Genomic DNA, 15,438 nt, shown 5'->3' with positions numbered 1-15,438 from the left:
TGCTTTACCTTGTTTCTGCCGGACAGGCCCGCGAGGGACCGGTCTCCGACTTTCGAAGACTGTGCAAAAATATCGGGGCCTATGACGTGGCTGCTCGATTTTTATAGTTACTGATACTCTAACAAGGCCCTCATTTGGCGCGGGTTCGTGATCGTCTCACGGCGCAAATTGGGCGAAATGGGGGCTTTCCGGGCGAGGCGACACGCATAGGGAGAGTCGTGGCAACACGGCCACGAAGCCGCGGAAATTTCGGCGGAAAACTGGTAGGCCCGGCAGGACTTGAACCCGCAACCAAGGCGTTATGAGCGCCCTGCTCTAACCAATTGAGCTACAGGCCCACCATTGCGTATTCCTCTAGTCAGGCCGCACGCGCGCGTCAAGAAAGCGCGCACAGCCTTCCCCTTCGACGTTGCGGGGCGCGTGCGGTTACGCTAGGGCTTCGGCCAAGAGTTTACTTGCCGGAGTGCGCCGCGATGACCGAGAAAAAACAGGGCCTCACCTATGCCGATGCGGGCGTCGATATCGACGCGGGCAATGCTTTGGTGGACCGGATCAAACCCGCAGCCAAGCGCACGCAGCGCTCGGGCACGATGTCGGGTCTGGGCGGCTTCGGCGCGCTGTTCGATCTGAAGGCGGCGGGCTACAACGATCCGATCCTCGTCGGCGCGACCGATGGTGTGGGCACCAAGCTGCGCATAGCAATCGATACTGGCAATGTCGACACGATCGGCATCGACCTCGTGGCGATGTGCGTTAACGATCTGGTCTGCCAAGGTGCGGAGCCGCTGTTTTTCCTCGATTATTTCGCGACCGGCAAGCTCGAGCTCGATCAGGCCGCGCGCATCATCGAGGGCATCGCGGAAGGCTGCGCGCAATCGGGCTGCGCGCTGATCGGCGGCGAGACGGCGGAAATGCCGGGCATGTATTCCAAGGGCGATTTCGACCTCGCGGGCTTCGCGGTCGGCGCGATGGAGCGGGGCACCGACCTGCCCGCAGGCGTGGCCGAGGGTGACGTGCTTCTGGGCCTCGGCTCGAACGGCGTGCATTCCAACGGCTATTCCTTCGTGCGCAAGGTGGTCGAGATGTCCGGCCTTGGCTGGGACGCGGACTGCCCCTTCGATGAGGGCTCGCTTGGCGAGGCGCTGCTGGCCCCCACCCGGCTTTACGTCAAGCAATGCCTGGCCGCAGTGCGCGCAGGCGGCGTTCATGCGCTGGCCCATATCACCGGCGGCGGCCTGACCGAGAACCTGCCGCGCGTTCTGCCCGAGGGCATGGGCGCGACGATCGACCTCGACACGTGGGAACTACCCGGCGTGTTCCGTTGGCTGGCCGAGACCGCCTCGATGGAAGAAGCGGAACTGCTCAAGACCTTCAATTGCGGCATCGGCATGATCGTCGTCGTCGCGGCGGACAAGGCCGACGAGATCGCCACCCTGCTCGCAGGCGAAGGCGAGAGCGTCACCCGCATCGGCACCGTCACCGCCAATGAGGGCATCGCCTACGAGGGCGCGCTGCTGTGATCCGTGTCGCGATCCTGATCTCGGGCGGTGGCTCGAACATGGTCCGACTGGTCGAGAGCATGGCAGAGGACCACCCTGCCCGCCCGGTGCTCGTCGCATCGAACGACGCACGGGCGTCGGGGCTGGAGAAGGCCGCGCGGATGGGCGTGCCGACCGCCGCCATCGACCACCGCCCCTATGGCAAGGATCGCGCCGCGTTCGAGGCCGAGCTGCTGAAGCCGATCCTCGCGGCAAAGCCCGATATCCTCTGCCTCGCAGGCTTCATGCGGGTGCTGACGCCGGAATTCGTGGCGCAGTTCGAGGGCCGGATGCTCAATATCCACCCCTCGCTCTTGCCGAAATATCCTGGGCTGCACACCCATAAGCGCGCGATCGAGGCGGGCGATGCGGTCGCGGGCTGTACGGTGCACGAGGTGACCCCGGTGCTCGATGACGGGCCGATCCTCGGTCAGGCGCGCGTGCCAATCGAACCGGGCGACACGCCCGACGATCTGGCGGCCCGGGTGCTGGTGCAGGAACATCGCCTCTATCCGGCGGTGCTGCGCCGCTTCGCCGAAGGCGACCGCACGCCGGTCTTTCTGTAAGCGCCCATTTGTAAGCACGCTCACGCCGAAATGCGCCGCATCCGCTTGCGAGCGGCCGTCGCTTCGCGCATGACTGACGCATGGAAACGACCCCGGATACGGCCCCGCGCGGGCGCATGATCGCCCCCGACCTGATCCGGGCCGTGGCGCTGATCGGCATGGCGATCTTCCACCTGACCTACGATCTCGAGAATTTCGGCTTTGTGCCGCGTGGCACGGTGTTTCACCCCGCCTTCCTCGATTTCGCCCGCGTGGTCGCCAGCACCTTCATCTTCATGGCCGGCGCCAGCCTCGTGCTCGCCCATCGCCATGGCTTCCGTGCCGCCCCGTTCTGGAAGCGGATCGGCAAGGTGGTGGTCGCGGCGGCGCTGGTGAGTGCGGCGACCTATGTGATGATGCCGGACTATTTCATCTATTACGGCATCCTGCATTCCATCGCGGTCAGTTCGCTGATCGGCGCCGCACTTCTGTTCCTGCCTTGGATCCTGCTGGCCGCGCTTGGCGTGATCGCGGTCTGGGTGCACCTGAACTATGCGTTCGAGCTGTTCAATCACCCGTGGCTGTGGTGGCTGGGGCTGTCGACGAAGTGGCGCCCCTCGATGGATTTCGAGCCGGTCTTCCCGTGGATCGGACCGTTCCTGATCGGCATGGGCGCGGCGAAACTGCTCGACCGTCTGGGCTATTGGAAACGCGCCGCGCGCTACCAGCCGGATCAGACACGCGGTGTGATGAAAGTCGCGCTGTTCGCGGGCCGCCACACCCTCCCGATCTACCTGATCCACCAGCCCATCCTCTATGGGCTGACCTGGGCCGCGTTCCTCCTGCAGCACTGAAACTGGCGCTTCTGCCACGCAAACCGGGCCGTAACACGCGCCGCCCTTCCCTTTTGCCCCATGAAGGTCTAGGGAATTTGCACCTGCGCGGGATGAGCCCGCACCGAATTGAAAGCGCGATATGCAGACCATCACCACGACCGAGGCCCTCGCGGCCTTCTGCGAAAAGGCCAAGCAAGAGCCCTACGTCACCGTCGACACCGAATTCCTGCGCGAGCGGACCTACTGGTCCAAGCTGTGCCTCGTGCAGATGGCGCTCCCCAATCATGGCGAGACCGAAGGCGAGGCCGTTCTGGTCGATCCGCTGTCCGACGCGCTCTCGCTCGAGCCGCTCTACGATCTTTACCGCCACAAGGAGACCGTGAAGGTCTTCCACGCCGCGCGGCAGGATCTGGAGATTTTCTACACCGACGCGCAGGTCTTCCCCGATCCGCTGTTCGACACGCAGATCGCCGCGATGGTCTGCGGCTTCGGCGAGCAGGTGGGCTACGAGACGCTGGTGCGCAAGATCGCCAAGCAATCGCTCGACAAATCCTCGCGCTTCACCGACTGGTCGCGCCGTCCGCTGACCGAGGCGCAGAAGAAATATGCCATCGCCGATGTGACCCATCTGCGCGTGATCTACGAATTCCTCGACGAACAGCTGAAGAAAACCGGTCGCGACGCCTGGGTGGAAGAGGAAGAGGCGGTTCTACTGAACCCCGAGACCTATATCAACCGCCCCGAAGAAGCGTGGAAGCGCGTGAAGACGCGGACCAATTCGGGCCGCTTCCTCGCCATCGTGCGCGAGCTGGCGCAGTTCCGTGAGGGCTATGCCCAAAACCGAAACATCCCGCGGAGCCGTATCTTCAAGGATGACGCGCTGCTGGAGCTGGCCTCGACCAAGCCCTCTTCGATCGAAGAGCTGGGCAAGTCGCGACTGCTGCTGCGCGAGGCCCGCAAGGGCGAGATCGCCGAGGGCATCCTGACGGCGGTGCGCGAAGGGCTGGAGATGCCCAACGAGAAGCTGCCCCGCCCCGACAATCAGGCCCAGCAATTGCAGGTCGACACCGCGCTCGGCGATCTGCTGCGGGTGCTGCTGAAAGCGAAATCGCAGCAGGCAGGCGTCGCCGCGAAGCTGATCGCGACTTCGTCCGATCTGGATCGCATCGCCGCCGGCAAGCGCGACGTGGCCGCCCTACAGGGCTGGCGCGCGGAGGTCTTCGGCACTGACGCCCTGCGTCTGGCCAAGGGCGAAGTGGCGCTGACCGCCGATAGCGGCGCGGTGAAGCTGATCGACGTGTAAGGACACCAGAGGGCTGCGCCTGACCGCCGGGTGGGCGCCCCCTTCTTTGGTGGTCTTCGCTTTATTCCTGAAAGTTTCGGACGCGTTCAGTGCGCGCGCTGACACCCCACAAGCCCCCGCCCGAGGGGGCGGTCGGGCGCTGCCCGGGCCGCTGTCGCGGCTGATCCGGGCAAGGCGACAAGAAAAAGGCTCGGGGTCTCCCGAGCCTCATCTCAATCAACTGAAGTGACGATCAACGCGCGACGGACCGCGCGTTGGAGACGCCCTGCACTACGATTTTGCGCACGCCCTGCAGCTTGTAAGTGCTCAGGAACGCAGCCGCCGAGACCTCGCGCGATTGCGGGGTCATCACCCGGCGCGCATCGGGGCTGTCGGCGGGCGGCGGCGAAACCATGAAGACATAGGTCACCGTGCCGTTCTCATCCGGCGCACCGCCATTCAGCGGGACCAGATCGGTATCCCAATAACCTTGCGTCGGCGGCAGGCCCATCGCGGTGATGATCGCGCCCGAGGGGATCTTCTCGACCGAAAGCGAGGAAACCTGCGACACCTGCTGCTGGTTCGGCTTCCCGACCTTCACGGGGTAGCCGCCGCGCGGCGCGAGTGTTTCCACCGGTGCAGCCGTGTCGCGCCCGAACCAGTTGAACGGGTTGAGCTTGCTGTCACGGATTGTGCCGCAGCCTGCGGTGGTGAGCGTCAGGGCAAGTGCCGCGATCAGGGCTTTGTTCATGATGGCTCCGATACTGTCCCGGGTCTGGACCCGGATTTGTGGTAGCCCATTGTAGCGCTTTTGAAAAGCCGCGTCTGGACCCTCGGGCGCGAACCCGTTACCCAATAGGCAATTCCCTGTCCGTAGGAGCGAGTAACCATGGCGCGCGAAGCCTTTGAAGAGATTGCCGAGACCTTCGAATTTCTCGACGATTGGGAGGACCGCTACCGTCACGTGATCGAGCTGGGCCGCGAATTGCCGCCCCTGGACGATGCGGTGAAGGTGCCCGCGACCAAGGTGGAGGGCTGTGCGAGCCAGGTCTGGCTGCTGCCCCGGATCGAGGGGACCGGCCCGCAGGCGACCTTCGATTTTCAGGGCGAGAGCGACGCGATGATCGTTCAGGGCCTGATCGCGATCCTGCATGCGCTTTACTCCGGCCTGACGGCCGAGGACGTTCTGAAGGTCGACGCGCCCGCCGAGCTGGGCCGTCTGGGCCTGAACGACCACCTCTCGGCGCAGCGCTCGAACGGGTTGCGCGCGATGGTGGAGCGGATTCGCAGGCTCGCCGGTGAGGCTGCGGGGGCGTAAGGCCCTAGATTTTCCACTTAGCGACAGAGGGACGCGCCCGAGCCTCGGGTGGGCGCATTGCAACGAATGTGGCTGGGCGGTTTATCTCGCAAGCCCGCACGACCTCCATACCCGCGCCGACATCGCCAATGCGCCCTCCCGGGGGGAGGGTCGGGCGCGGCCCGGGGCTGGTCGCCCCGAGCCAGTCATCCCAAACGAAAACGGCCGGTCCATCGACCGGCCGTTTCCAATTTTCCTGCCCTGCCGATCAGTCGATCAGCGGCAGCAGTTGGTTCACCGAGTCCTTGGCGTCGCCATAGAACATCCGGGTGTTCTCTTTGTAGAACAGCGGGTTCTCGATGCCCGAGTAGCCGGTGCCCTGACCGCGCTTCGAGACGAAGACCTGCTTGGCCCTCCACACTTCCAGAACCGGCATGCCGGCGATCGGCGAGTTCGGATCTTCCTGTGCGGCGGGGTTCACGATGTCGTTCGAGCCGATGACGATCACCACATCGGTGTCGGGGAAGTCCTCGTTGATCTCGTCCATTTCCAGAACGATGTCGTAAGGCACTTTCGCCTCGGCCAGCAGCACGTTCATGTGGCCCGGCAGACGACCCGCGACCGGGTGGATCGCGAAGCGGACTTCCTTGCCCTGAGAGCGCAGCTTGCGGGTCAGTTCCGACACGGCTTGCTGAGCCTGCGCCACCGCCATGCCGTAGCCCGGCACGATGATCACGCTGTCCGCGTCGCGCAGAGCCGAGGCCACGCCATCGGCGTCGATCGCGATCTGCTCGCCCTCGACTTCCATCGCGGGACCGGAGGTGCCGCCGAAGCCGCCGAGGATAACGCTGATGAACGAGCGGTTCATCGCCTTGCACATGATGTAGGACAGGATCGCACCCGAGGAGCCGACCAGCGCGCCGACCACGATCAGAAGATCGTTGCCCAGCGAGAAGCCGATCGCCGCCGCGGCCCAGCCCGAATAGGAGTTCAGCATCGACACCACGACCGGCATATCGGCGCCGCCGATACCCATGATCAGGTGATAGCCGATGAAGAAGGCCAGAAGCGTCATCGCGATCAGCGCCCAAGCGCCTGCCCCGTTGATGAACAGGATCAGCAGGATCACCGAAAGGATCGCGGCTGCGGCGTTGAGCATATGTCCGCCCGGCAGCTTGGTGGCCTTCGAGGTCACCTTGCCCGCGAGCTTGCCGAACGCGACAACCGAGCCGGTGAAGGTCACGGCCCCGATGAACACGCCGAGGAACAGCTCGACGCGCAGGATCGACAGTTCGACCGGCGTCTTATGCGCGATCAGAGCGGCAAAGCCCTTCAGCGCGTGCTGTTCTTCCATGCCCATCGCGCCGACGCGCGCCATCTCGATATAGGCGTTGTAGCCCACGAAGACGGCGGCGAGGCCGACCAGCGAGTGCATCGCGGCCACAAGCTGCGGCATTTCCGTCATCTGCACCCGGTTCGCGACGAACCAGCCGATGATGCCACCGGCCGCGATCAGGATGACCGAGAGAAGCCAGAGGCCCGAACCGGGGCCGATCAGCGTCGCCAGAACCGCAAGGCCCATGCCGACGATGCCATACCACACGGCCCGTTTCGCGCTTTCCTGCCCCGAAAGGCCGCCCAGCGAGAGGATGAAGAGAACTGCCGCGACAACATAGGCGGCGGTCGAGAATCCGTTTTCCATTACGCTCTCCCCCTCTTACGACTTCTGGAACATGGCGAGCATGCGCCGGGTGACCATGAAGCCACCGAAGATGTTGATCCCGGCCATGAACACCGACAGCGCAGCAAGCAGGATCACGAGCCACGAGCCCGATCCGATCTGCAACAGCGCGCCGAGGATGATGATCGACGAGATCGCGTTGGTCACAGCCATCAGCGGCGTGTGCAGCGAGTGCGAGACGTTCCAGATCACCTGGAAGCCCACGAAACAGCTGAGCACGAAGACGATGAAGTGCTGCATGAAGCTGGCCGGCGCCACGAGGCCCACGCCCAGAAGCACGATCGCGCCCACGGCGAGCAGCGTCACCTGATTGCGGGTCTGCTTCTTGAACTCAGCCACCTCGGCGGCGCGCTTCTCTTCCGGCGTCAGCTCCTTGGCCTTTTCCTTCGGCTTCTGCGCCGCGATCGCGGCCACCTTGGGTTTCGGTGGCGGGAAGGTGATCTCGCCCTGATAGGCCACGGTCGCGCCGCGGATCACGTCGTCTTCCATGTCATGAACGACGACACCGTCCTTCTCGGGCGTCAGGTCCGTCATCATGTGACGGATGTTGGTCGAGTAGAGCGCGGAGCTCTGCGTCGCCATGCGGCTCGGGAAATCGGTATAGCCGACGATGGTCACGCCATTGTCGCTCACGATCTTCTGGTCCGGCACGGTCAGTTCGCAGTTGCCGCCGCGCTCGGCGGCGAGGTCCACGATCACGGACCCGGGCTTCATCGCCTCGACCATGTCCTTGGTCCACAGCACCGGGGCGTCGCGGCCCGGGATCAGCGCAGTGGTGATGACGATGTCGATATCGGGGGCCAGTTCGCGGAATTTCGCAAGCTGGGCTTCACGGAACTCCGGCGAGGACGGCGCAGCATAGCCACCCGTCTCGGCCCCGTCTTTCGCGGCCTCCTCGAAGTCGAGATAGACGAACTCGGCGCCCATCGACTCGATCTGTTCGGCCACTTCGGGACGCACGTCGAAGGCGTAGGTGATCGCACCCAGCGAAGTCGATGCGCCGATCGCGGCGAGACCCGCGACGCCTGCGCCCACCACGAGCACTTTCGCCGGCGGAACCTTACCTGCCGCCGTCACCTGCCCGGTGAAGAAGCGGCCAAAGTTGTTGCCTGCCTCGAGCACCGCACGGTAGCCCGCGATATTGGCCATCGACGACAGCGCATCCATCTTCTGCGCGCGCGAAATCCGCGGGACCATGTCCATCGCGATCACATTCGCACCGGTCTTCTCGGCGGCTTTCAGAAGCTCTTCGTTCTGGGCCGGGTAGAAGAACGAGATCAGGGTCTGGCCGGGCTTGAGGCGCTTGACCTCTGTATCGCTCGGCGGACGCACCTTGATGACGAAATCCACCTCTTTGAACAGCGCGGCGGCGGTCTTGATGACGGTCACATTCGCGGCCTCGTAAGCCTCGTCTGTGAAGCCGGCACGGACGCCTGCCCCGGTCTCGATGAAGCACTCATGGCCCAGCTTTTGCAGCTGCAAAGCCGAGTCGGGCGTCATGGCGACCCGCGCCTCGCCCTCGAAAATCTCCTTTGGAGCTCCGATTTTCACTCTAACTCCCCCTTGGATAGCGGTGCGTTTAGCCGATGGCCTGCGCACCCGGAATCTTGCGTCGTACTCCTTAGCATCGCGCAATAATGTTTCACAAGCACCGATGGGCCGTAAAACCTTGTTAATCGGTCACGGCGCGCCTCACCGGTTCGTGTATACCATTGAATACCGAACTTTTGGGTGATTTATGGTTTAATATCAGAGCGTTAGGTCGTCCATTTTGCGCTGCGACCCGATTGCACCGCCACCAGCTTTTTTGACGGGCGCAGCACTTTGCCGCGGCCCGATCAGAGCCAGCGGCGGGTCCGGGCGCGGTAGGCGGTGTACGCGTCGCCGAAATGCGCGGCGATCCGGGCCTCCTCGCCGAGAATGTAGCGCTGCGTGATGAACCACATGAAGACCGGCACCAGCAGAAGCCCCAAAGGCGCGTGCCAGATCAGCGCCAGGCCCGCCAGCACAAGCGCGTCGCCGAGATAGATCGGGTTGCGCGACAGCGCGAAGACGCCGGAGGTCACGAGGTCAGACGGGTCACGGCGCGGGATGAAGGTGGTGCGGTGAAGCAGCATCTGCCCTACCGCGGCCAGCATGAGCGCGAGCCCGAGCGCGATCGCGATCATCCCCAGCGTTCGATCATAGCGAAACGGCATCGGCACGACCTGCCCCAGCGCCCAGACCAGCGCCGCGAACAGCACCAGCCAGAGCGGCGGAATGTCGATCTCGCGCAGAGGGTTCATCGCGCTGCTTACAGTTTGTAGACGGTGAGTTCAGGCAGATCGGTCAGTGGCACCTCGAGCAGGCGCAGCGCGGGCAGCGACACTTCCGAGCCCGAGCCAGCCGCCTTGCCCGACGGGATCAGCGTGACCTTCGCGGATTTGCCGGTCTTCGGGTCTTCGATCCGGCCGGCGGTCTCGCTTTTGACCAGCCCGGTCTTCACCCAGAAGCCCGGATCGGCCGGATCGCCAAGGCTCGCGATGGTGGTGCCAAGCTTGGTCTCACCGCCCACGGGTTTCTTCGCCGCCTCCGCGCGCTGCTCCGCGGTGGTGGTATCAAGGGAGTCGGCGGTTTTCGCACTCGGTTTCGGGATCGGGGCCGCGACCGGAGCGGCGGCGTCGGGGGCTGCCGTGGTCGCCGGACCCGAGGCGTTTGGGCCGTTGAGTCCCAGCGTGGCGCAGCCCGCCATCGGCATCATCAGCGTGAGCGCCAAGATCGGGCGGGAGAGGGGTTTGCGCATTCGAAATCTCCTTAAAATTTCGTCGAGCCTATGCCCAGTCCGAGGCGACTGCCACCCCCCGCTCTGCGCCCTGCCCGCACGTGATCCGCGCGACGACCCTTGCCGCCCCGCCCGCCGCGCCTTACTTTCCGAACCATGGATAACACGCCCCTCATCGACCCCTTCGCCCGCCCTATCGACTATTTGCGGGTTTCGGTCACCGACCGCTGCGATTTTCGCTGCACCTATTGCATGGCCGAACACATGCAGTTCCTGCCGAAAAAGGAACTGCTGACGCTTGAAGAATTGGACCGGCTCTGTTCGACCTTCATCCGCCTCGGCGTGAAGAAGCTGCGCATCACCGGGGGCGAGCCGCTGGTGCGGCGTGATATCATGACCTTCTTCCGCTCCATCTCGCGGCATCTGGAGACCGGCGATCTGCGCGAGCTGACGCTGACCACCAATGGCTCGCAGCTTGCGAAATTCGCCGATGATCTCGCGGCACTGGGCATGAAGCGGATCAATGTCTCGCTCGACACGCTCGACGCCGACAAATTCGCGAAGATCACGCGCTGGGGGCGGCTCGAACAGGTGCTCAAAGGTCTCGAGGCCGCGAAACGCGCGGGTCTCAAGGTCAAGATCAACACCGTCGCGCTGAAGGGCTTCAACGAGGACGAGCTGTTCACCCTGATCGACTGGTGCGCGGCGGAGGGCTTCGATCTGACCTTTATCGAAGTGATGCCGATGGGCGAGATGGGCGACGATCTGCGGCTCGATCAATACTGGCCGCTCTCGGATGTGCGCAAGGCGATGGCCGAACGCTTTACCCTGACCGATCTGGCGGAATCGACCGGTGGGCCCGCGCGCTACGTCCGGCTGGAGGAAAGCGGCCAGAAGATCGGCTTCATCACGCCGCTCACGCATAATTTCTGCGAGAACTGCAACCGTGTGCGGGTGACCTGCACGGGCGAGCTGTTCATGTGCCTGGGCCAGGAGGACAACGCCGATCTGCGCGCGCCCCTGCGAGCCAACGAGGACGACGCGGCGCTGGAAGCCGCGATCCGCGAGGCGATCTCGCGCAAGCCCAAAGGCCATGATTTCGACTATTCACGCCAGACCGTCTCGGGCCAGATGTCGCGCCACATGAGCCATACCGGCGGCTGAGCCTCACCGGACCTGCGTCGGCTACGCGCGCGGCGCAGGTCCCGGGCAACTCACGGGAATTTGGTGGCGTGGCTCCCCTCCGGCGTGACCCAAATCAATGCGCAGGGCCAGACCGTCTGGCAGGCTCCCGACAAAGAAAGGGAGCCAAACCAATGTATTCCAACATTCTCGTGCCCGTCGCCTTCGACGAAGATCACAACCCCGATGCCGCGCTCAATGTCGCGCGGGCGCTGGCAGGCGACGGGGCGCGCATCACCTTGCTGCATGTGATGGAAGATGTCCCCGCCTATGCGATCAACTACATGCCCGAGGGTTATGCCGAGGAATTGCGCAAGACGCTGGAGCATGACCTCGCCACGCGCGCGGCGGAGTTCGACGCGGGCGCCTGGGCGATCGTCGAAGGTCAGCCCGGCCATGAAATTCTCGACTACGCGGAAAATATCGGGGCCGATTGCATCGTGATCGCGTCGCACCGTCCGGGATTTGGCGATTACCTGATCGGCTCGACCGCCTCGCGCGTCGTGCGCCATGCGAAATGCGCGGTCATGGTCATGCGCTGAGACCAGCGCGGGCTATGGTGATGCGCTGAGGCTCACTCGGCAGGCAGACGCGCCTCGATCATGCCGACGAACCAGCTTGCACCCGCAGGCAGGATCGCGTCGTTGAAATCGTATTCCGCGTGATGGAGCGGCGCGCTGGGGCCGTTGCCGATGAAGCCATAGGCCCCGGGGCGCACCTCCAACATATAGGCGAAATCCTCCGCCCCCATCATCGGATCGACGTTGCGATCGCAGGTGCCTGCCACGGCCTCGGCCACCTGCGCTGCGACCTCGGCCGCCGCCGCATCGTTGCGGGTGACGGGATAGCCGCGCCGGTAGTCGACCTCCGCCGTCGCCTCATGGGTCGCGGCAACGCCCTGCGCAATCTCGCGCAGGCGGCGCTCGGCCAGATCGCGGGTCTCGGCGCTCATCGTGCGCACCGTCCCGCCAAGGCTCACCGAATTGCCGATCACGTTGAGCGCTTTCGAGTCGGTCTCCAGCGTCGTGACCGACAGCACGATCTCCTCCAGCGGATCGGTCGCGCGGGACACGATGCTTTGTAGCGCGAGGATCAGGTGGGCGGAGATCGGCACCGGGTCGATCACCTCCTGCGGTTTCGCCGCATGGCCGCCCTTCCCGGTCACCACGATGTCGAAGAAATCCGCCGCCGCCATCATCGCATCGGGCCGGATACCGAAGCTGCCCGGTTCCATCCCCGGCATGTTATGCAGCGCGTAGACCTCCTCGATGCCGAAGCGCTCCATCAGACCGTCCTCGATCATCGCCTTGGCCCCGGCCCCTCCCTCTTCGGCGGGCTGGAAGATCACCACGGCGCGGCCCGCGAAGGCACGCGTCTCGCAGAGGTATTTCGCCGCCGCGAGCAGGGTCGACGTGTGCCCGTCATGGCCGCATGCATGCATCTTGCCCTCGACCTCGGAGGCGTGCTCGGCGCCGGTTTTCTCGCGGATCGGCAGCGCATCCATATCCGCGCGCAGCCCGACACAGCGTAGCCCGCCCTGGCGCGCGCCTTGCCCTTCGATCACGCCGACGACGCCCGTGCGCCCGATCCCCTCGACCACCTCATCGCAGCCGAAATCGCGCAGCAGGTCGGCCACGCGCGCGGAGGTCCGCGGCAGATCGTAAAGCAGTTCGGGATTGCGGTGAAAATCGTGCCGCCATGCGGTGGCTTCCGCGTGCATTTCGGCAAAACGGTTCTTGATCGGCATGCTCGCTCCTTGGTTGGTGCTACCCTGCCTCGCTGCGCGTTCGGGTGCAAGCCGCGCTCAGCGGAAGGCCATCGGCAAGGAGAAGCTGTAGCTGGGTTTGCCCAAGCCTTGCGGCGCCGCGGGGAAACGGCCTGCCCGGCGCACGGCATCGAGCGCCGCCCGGTCGAGCGCCGCATTGCCCGAGCTTTGTGCAACCGACGCGCCGAGGAGCCGCCCGTCGCGCGCGATATTCAGCGCCACCACCACGCGGCCCGCGCCTGCCCCGGAGGGCGTTTGCTTGGCGCGTTCGATCCGGGCGCGGATTTCTCCGCCCCACGATCCCATCAGGGACCGGATCTGTCCCGCCGAGAGCGTCGCCGCCGGGGCCGCGCGCCGGTCGCCTGCGGCCCCTTTGTCGCCCTGCCCCTTCGCCTGCTGCTTGGGCTGAGCCGCGGCGGGCTGCGAGGCCTGTTTCTTCGCGGGCGCTTTGGGCTTCGGCTTCGCCGGTCTCGGCGCAGGCGGCGTGGGCTTGGCTTCGGGCCGCGGCATGTCGGGCGGCGCGGGCTCGGCCTGTTCAGGCAACGCCGCATCGGGCGCAGGCGGCGCGGTCAGCGTCGGCGCAGTCGCGGTTCGCGGCGCGGTTTCCGGCGGCTCGGTCGGGGCTTCAGGCGCTTCGGGCGCGGTTGGAGCCTCAGGCTGCGTCGCCGCGACCTCCGTCTCGACCTCGGGCGGGCGCTCCCACTCCGCCACGCGTGCAGCCATGGATGGCGAAGACGGCGCAAGCGAGACGAGTGCCTCGCCCCCGTCACCTGCCGATTGCGCCCCGCCCACAGGCGCAGGCTCCCAGACCATCAGCACGCCCGCATGGACTGCCAAAGCCGCGCCCAGCGCGCCCACGAAAGCCAACCCGCGCAGCGTCATTTGCCCCGCACCACGAGTTTGAGATCGGTGAAACCGAGACCCGCCAGCTGCGGCATCAGCTTCGCCAGCGCGTCGCCGGGAAGCTGACCGTCCGCACGCAGGGTCAGGCTGTCGGCGCAATCGCCGCAGTCCGCGCGCGCATCCTGCGCAGCTGCCCCCAGCGCCGCAATCGCCGCATCGCCGCGCGCCTCCCCATAGGCGATCTCGCCCTCGGAATTCGCAAACAGGACCAGCGCGCCGGGATCGGCCTTGCCCTCGCCCGAAGCCTCGGGTGGGGTGACCTCGAAAGGCGTCGGCTGGGTCAGCGTCGCAGCCAGCAGGAAGAAGATCAGCAGCAGAAAGACCACATTGATCATCGGCAAAAGCGGCTCGGGCAAGCTACGCCGCGGCGGATCGGTGAAGAGGCTCATGGCACCAGCACCAGATTGCTCAGCCCCGCGCCGCGCAACGCCTCGATCACTTGGGTCAGCGCGTTCAGATCGCCCTCTTTCGGACGCAGCACGACCGGATCAGAAGGCTGATCCATCAACGGCTGCAGCGCCCCTGCCAGATCGGCCAGCGCGACCACCTGCCCGTTCAGGCTGACCGTACCGCCTTCGCCCACATCGACCAGACGCGGCGGGCCGGACCATTCCGCGCCAGACGTGCCGCCGCCCAAGGTCAGGTCCAGCGTGCGCTCCACCCCGAAGCGCGAGGCGAGCATGAAGAACACCAGAAGCAGGAAGACCACGTCGATCATCGGCGTCAGCGCCGGGCGACGGCGGGGGCGCGGTTGACCGAAGGCGAACATCGCGCGCGCCTCACTCGGCGGCGGCGCGGGGCCGCTCGGTGAGCGTGGCGGGCGCGCGGGCGAAGATGCGGGTCGCGGCGTCTTCCATATCGTGGCGCAGGCGGTCCACCACCGCGTCGAAGCCCGACAGCGCGATCTGCGCCGGGATCGCCACGGCCATGCCCGCCGCCGTCGTCAAAAGCGCCTCCCAGATGCCGCCTGCAAGCGTCGCCGGATCGGCCTGAACGCCCGCCTCCTGCAAGGCGCGGAAGGCCGCGATCATGCCCGCGACCGTGCCCAGAAGCCCCAGGAGCGGGCCGATCACAACGGCCAGTTCCAGCGCGCGGAGCCCCGAGCGCGCCCGCGCCAGCAGGTCGCGCGCGACGCGCCCCGTTTCGGCCTCGGCCCCGGCCCGATCGAGCTGCGGATCGCGCAGGCTCGCCATCGCAGCACGGGCCAGCTGCGCGCGCAACGAGCGCCGCCCTGCCAAAGCCGCCTCGGCCCCGTCGGGATCGCCTGCCGCCCAGGCTGCGATCGCCGCCTGGCTATGCGCCCCGCCCGACCACGCACCGGCAGCCAGCAAATCCCAGATTTTCCAGATGATCACCGCGAGCGAGATCACGGACAGCGCCGCAATCGCCCACATCGCCGGACCTCCGAGCACGAGCGCATCGAACATGCGCCCCGGAAGAGCTCCGGAAATCTGAGCGGTAGCTTCCATCGCGCCCTCCAATGCACGCCCACAGGCGCGGTGAGGTGGTGCCGGCGGAGGGACTCGAACCCCCGACCCCCTGATTACAAATCAGACGCTCTACCAACTGAGCTACGCCGGCGTGACCG

17 protein-coding genes and 2 tRNA genes are annotated in these 15,438 nt (G+C 65.7%); 7 read left to right on the top strand and 12 right to left on the bottom strand.

Going from position 1 to position 15,438, the window contains the following annotated elements; all coding sequences use genetic code 11:
* Nucleotides 1–261: 261 nt before the first annotated feature.
* Nucleotides 262–338 (bottom strand) — tRNA-Ile (locus BMI88_RS04855).
* A 135-nt stretch (nucleotides 339–473) separates the two neighbouring features.
* Between BMI88_RS04855 and purM the strand changes: the two genes are divergently transcribed.
* From purM to rnd, 4 genes are all read left to right on the top strand, one after another.
* Nucleotides 474–1,520: a phosphoribosylformylglycinamidine cyclo-ligase gene (gene purM, locus BMI88_RS04850; RefSeq protein ID WP_078546506.1), complete on the top strand. Its 1,047-nt coding sequence runs from the start codon at nucleotides 474–476 to the stop codon at nucleotides 1,518–1,520.
* Nucleotides 1,517–2,104: a phosphoribosylglycinamide formyltransferase gene (purN, locus tag BMI88_RS04845; protein ID WP_078546504.1), complete on the top strand. Its 588-nt coding sequence runs from the start codon at nucleotides 1,517–1,519 to the stop codon at nucleotides 2,102–2,104. The genes purM and purN overlap by 4 nt, the downstream gene beginning before the upstream one ends.
* An 80-nt stretch (nucleotides 2,105–2,184) precedes the next feature.
* A complete protein-coding gene (locus BMI88_RS04840) occupies nucleotides 2,185–2,937 on the top strand; it encodes a heparan-alpha-glucosaminide N-acetyltransferase (RefSeq protein WP_078546502.1) in 753 nt (250 codons plus the stop codon).
* 121 nt (nucleotides 2,938–3,058) lie between these two features.
* Nucleotides 3,059–4,222 carry a ribonuclease D gene (rnd, locus tag BMI88_RS04835; RefSeq protein ID WP_078546500.1) on the top strand — a complete coding sequence of 388 codons (1,164 nt, stop codon included), beginning with the start codon at nucleotides 3,059–3,061 and terminating at the stop codon, nucleotides 4,220–4,222.
* Between the two features lie 232 nt (nucleotides 4,223–4,454).
* Here rnd and BMI88_RS04830 read toward each other — a convergent pair whose 3' ends face one another.
* Nucleotides 4,455–4,952, bottom strand: a complete 498-nt coding sequence (locus BMI88_RS04830) for a hypothetical protein (RefSeq protein ID WP_078519497.1) — start codon at nucleotides 4,950–4,952, stop codon at nucleotides 4,455–4,457.
* 138 nt (nucleotides 4,953–5,090) lie between these two features.
* Between BMI88_RS04830 and BMI88_RS04825 the strand changes: the two genes are divergently transcribed.
* Nucleotides 5,091–5,519: a SufE family protein gene (locus BMI88_RS04825; RefSeq protein ID WP_078546498.1), complete on the top strand. Its 429-nt coding sequence runs from the start codon at nucleotides 5,091–5,093 to the stop codon at nucleotides 5,517–5,519.
* Between the two features lie 247 nt (nucleotides 5,520–5,766).
* Here BMI88_RS04825 and BMI88_RS04820 read toward each other — a convergent pair whose 3' ends face one another.
* The 4 genes from BMI88_RS04820 to BMI88_RS04805 all read right to left on the bottom strand — a co-directional run bounded on the left by BMI88_RS04820 (nucleotide 5,767) and on the right by BMI88_RS04805 (nucleotide 10,021).
* Nucleotides 5,767–7,200, bottom strand: coding sequence for an NAD(P)(+) transhydrogenase (Re/Si-specific) subunit beta (locus BMI88_RS04820; RefSeq protein ID WP_078546496.1), 1,434 nt, complete (start codon nucleotides 7,198–7,200; stop codon nucleotides 5,767–5,769).
* A 15-nt stretch (nucleotides 7,201–7,215) separates the two neighbouring features.
* A complete protein-coding gene (locus BMI88_RS04815; RefSeq protein WP_078546494.1) occupies nucleotides 7,216–8,790 on the bottom strand; it encodes a Re/Si-specific NAD(P)(+) transhydrogenase subunit alpha in 1,575 nt (524 codons plus the stop codon).
* A gap of 287 nt (nucleotides 8,791–9,077) precedes the next feature.
* Nucleotides 9,078–9,524, bottom strand: a complete 447-nt coding sequence (locus BMI88_RS04810; protein WP_246831821.1) for an isoprenylcysteine carboxylmethyltransferase family protein — start codon at nucleotides 9,522–9,524, stop codon at nucleotides 9,078–9,080.
* Between the two features lie 8 nt (nucleotides 9,525–9,532).
* Nucleotides 9,533–10,021, bottom strand: a complete 489-nt coding sequence (locus tag BMI88_RS04805) for a hypothetical protein (RefSeq protein WP_078546492.1) — start codon at nucleotides 10,019–10,021, stop codon at nucleotides 9,533–9,535.
* A 135-nt stretch (nucleotides 10,022–10,156) separates the two neighbouring features.
* Here BMI88_RS04805 and moaA point away from each other — a divergent pair, with 135 nt between their 5' ends.
* Together moaA and BMI88_RS04795 are read left to right on the top strand one after the other, a co-directional pair.
* Nucleotides 10,157–11,164, top strand: coding sequence for a GTP 3',8-cyclase MoaA (gene moaA / locus BMI88_RS04800; RefSeq protein ID WP_078546490.1), 1,008 nt, complete (start codon nucleotides 10,157–10,159; stop codon nucleotides 11,162–11,164).
* 152 nt (nucleotides 11,165–11,316) lie between these two features.
* The gene (locus BMI88_RS04795) at nucleotides 11,317–11,724 is read left to right on the top strand and encodes a universal stress protein (protein WP_078546488.1); all 408 of its coding nucleotides are present in this window, start codon (nucleotides 11,317–11,319) and stop codon (nucleotides 11,722–11,724) included.
* A gap of 32 nt (nucleotides 11,725–11,756) precedes the next feature.
* Here BMI88_RS04795 and BMI88_RS04790 read toward each other — a convergent pair whose 3' ends face one another.
* From BMI88_RS04790 to BMI88_RS04765, 6 genes are all read right to left on the bottom strand, one after another.
* Nucleotides 11,757–12,929, bottom strand: a complete 1,173-nt coding sequence (locus tag BMI88_RS04790) for a M20 aminoacylase family protein (RefSeq protein WP_078546486.1) — start codon at nucleotides 12,927–12,929, stop codon at nucleotides 11,757–11,759.
* A gap of 57 nt (nucleotides 12,930–12,986) precedes the next feature.
* On the bottom strand, nucleotides 12,987–13,829 hold the full coding sequence (locus tag BMI88_RS04785) for a TonB family protein (RefSeq protein WP_078546484.1): 843 nt from the start codon (nucleotides 13,827–13,829) through the stop codon (nucleotides 12,987–12,989).
* Nucleotides 13,826–14,239 carry a biopolymer transporter ExbD gene (locus BMI88_RS04780; RefSeq protein ID WP_078546482.1) on the bottom strand — a complete coding sequence of 138 codons (414 nt, stop codon included), beginning with the start codon at nucleotides 14,237–14,239 and terminating at the stop codon, nucleotides 13,826–13,828. The genes BMI88_RS04785 and BMI88_RS04780 overlap by 4 nt, the downstream gene beginning before the upstream one ends.
* On the bottom strand, nucleotides 14,236–14,619 hold the full coding sequence (locus BMI88_RS04775) for a biopolymer transporter ExbD (RefSeq protein ID WP_078546480.1): 384 nt from the start codon (nucleotides 14,617–14,619) through the stop codon (nucleotides 14,236–14,238). Before BMI88_RS04775 ends, BMI88_RS04780 begins: the two co-directional genes overlap by 4 nt.
* Before the next feature lie 10 nt (nucleotides 14,620–14,629).
* Nucleotides 14,630–15,319 (bottom strand): MotA/TolQ/ExbB proton channel family protein, encoded by a 690-nt coding sequence (locus BMI88_RS04770; RefSeq protein ID WP_078546478.1) that lies wholly within the window; start codon nucleotides 15,317–15,319, stop codon nucleotides 14,630–14,632.
* 36 nt (nucleotides 15,320–15,355) lie between these two features.
* A tRNA-Thr gene (locus tag BMI88_RS04765) sits at nucleotides 15,356–15,431 on the bottom strand.
* Nucleotides 15,432–15,438: the final 7 nt, after the last annotated feature.

Source organism: Thioclava sp. F36-6 (assembly GCF_002020305.1).
GTDB lineage: Bacteria > Pseudomonadota > Alphaproteobacteria > Rhodobacterales > Rhodobacteraceae > Thioclava > Thioclava sediminum.
Note: the sequence above shows the minus strand (reverse complement) of the source record. Positions and strands in the feature narration are given on the sequence as shown.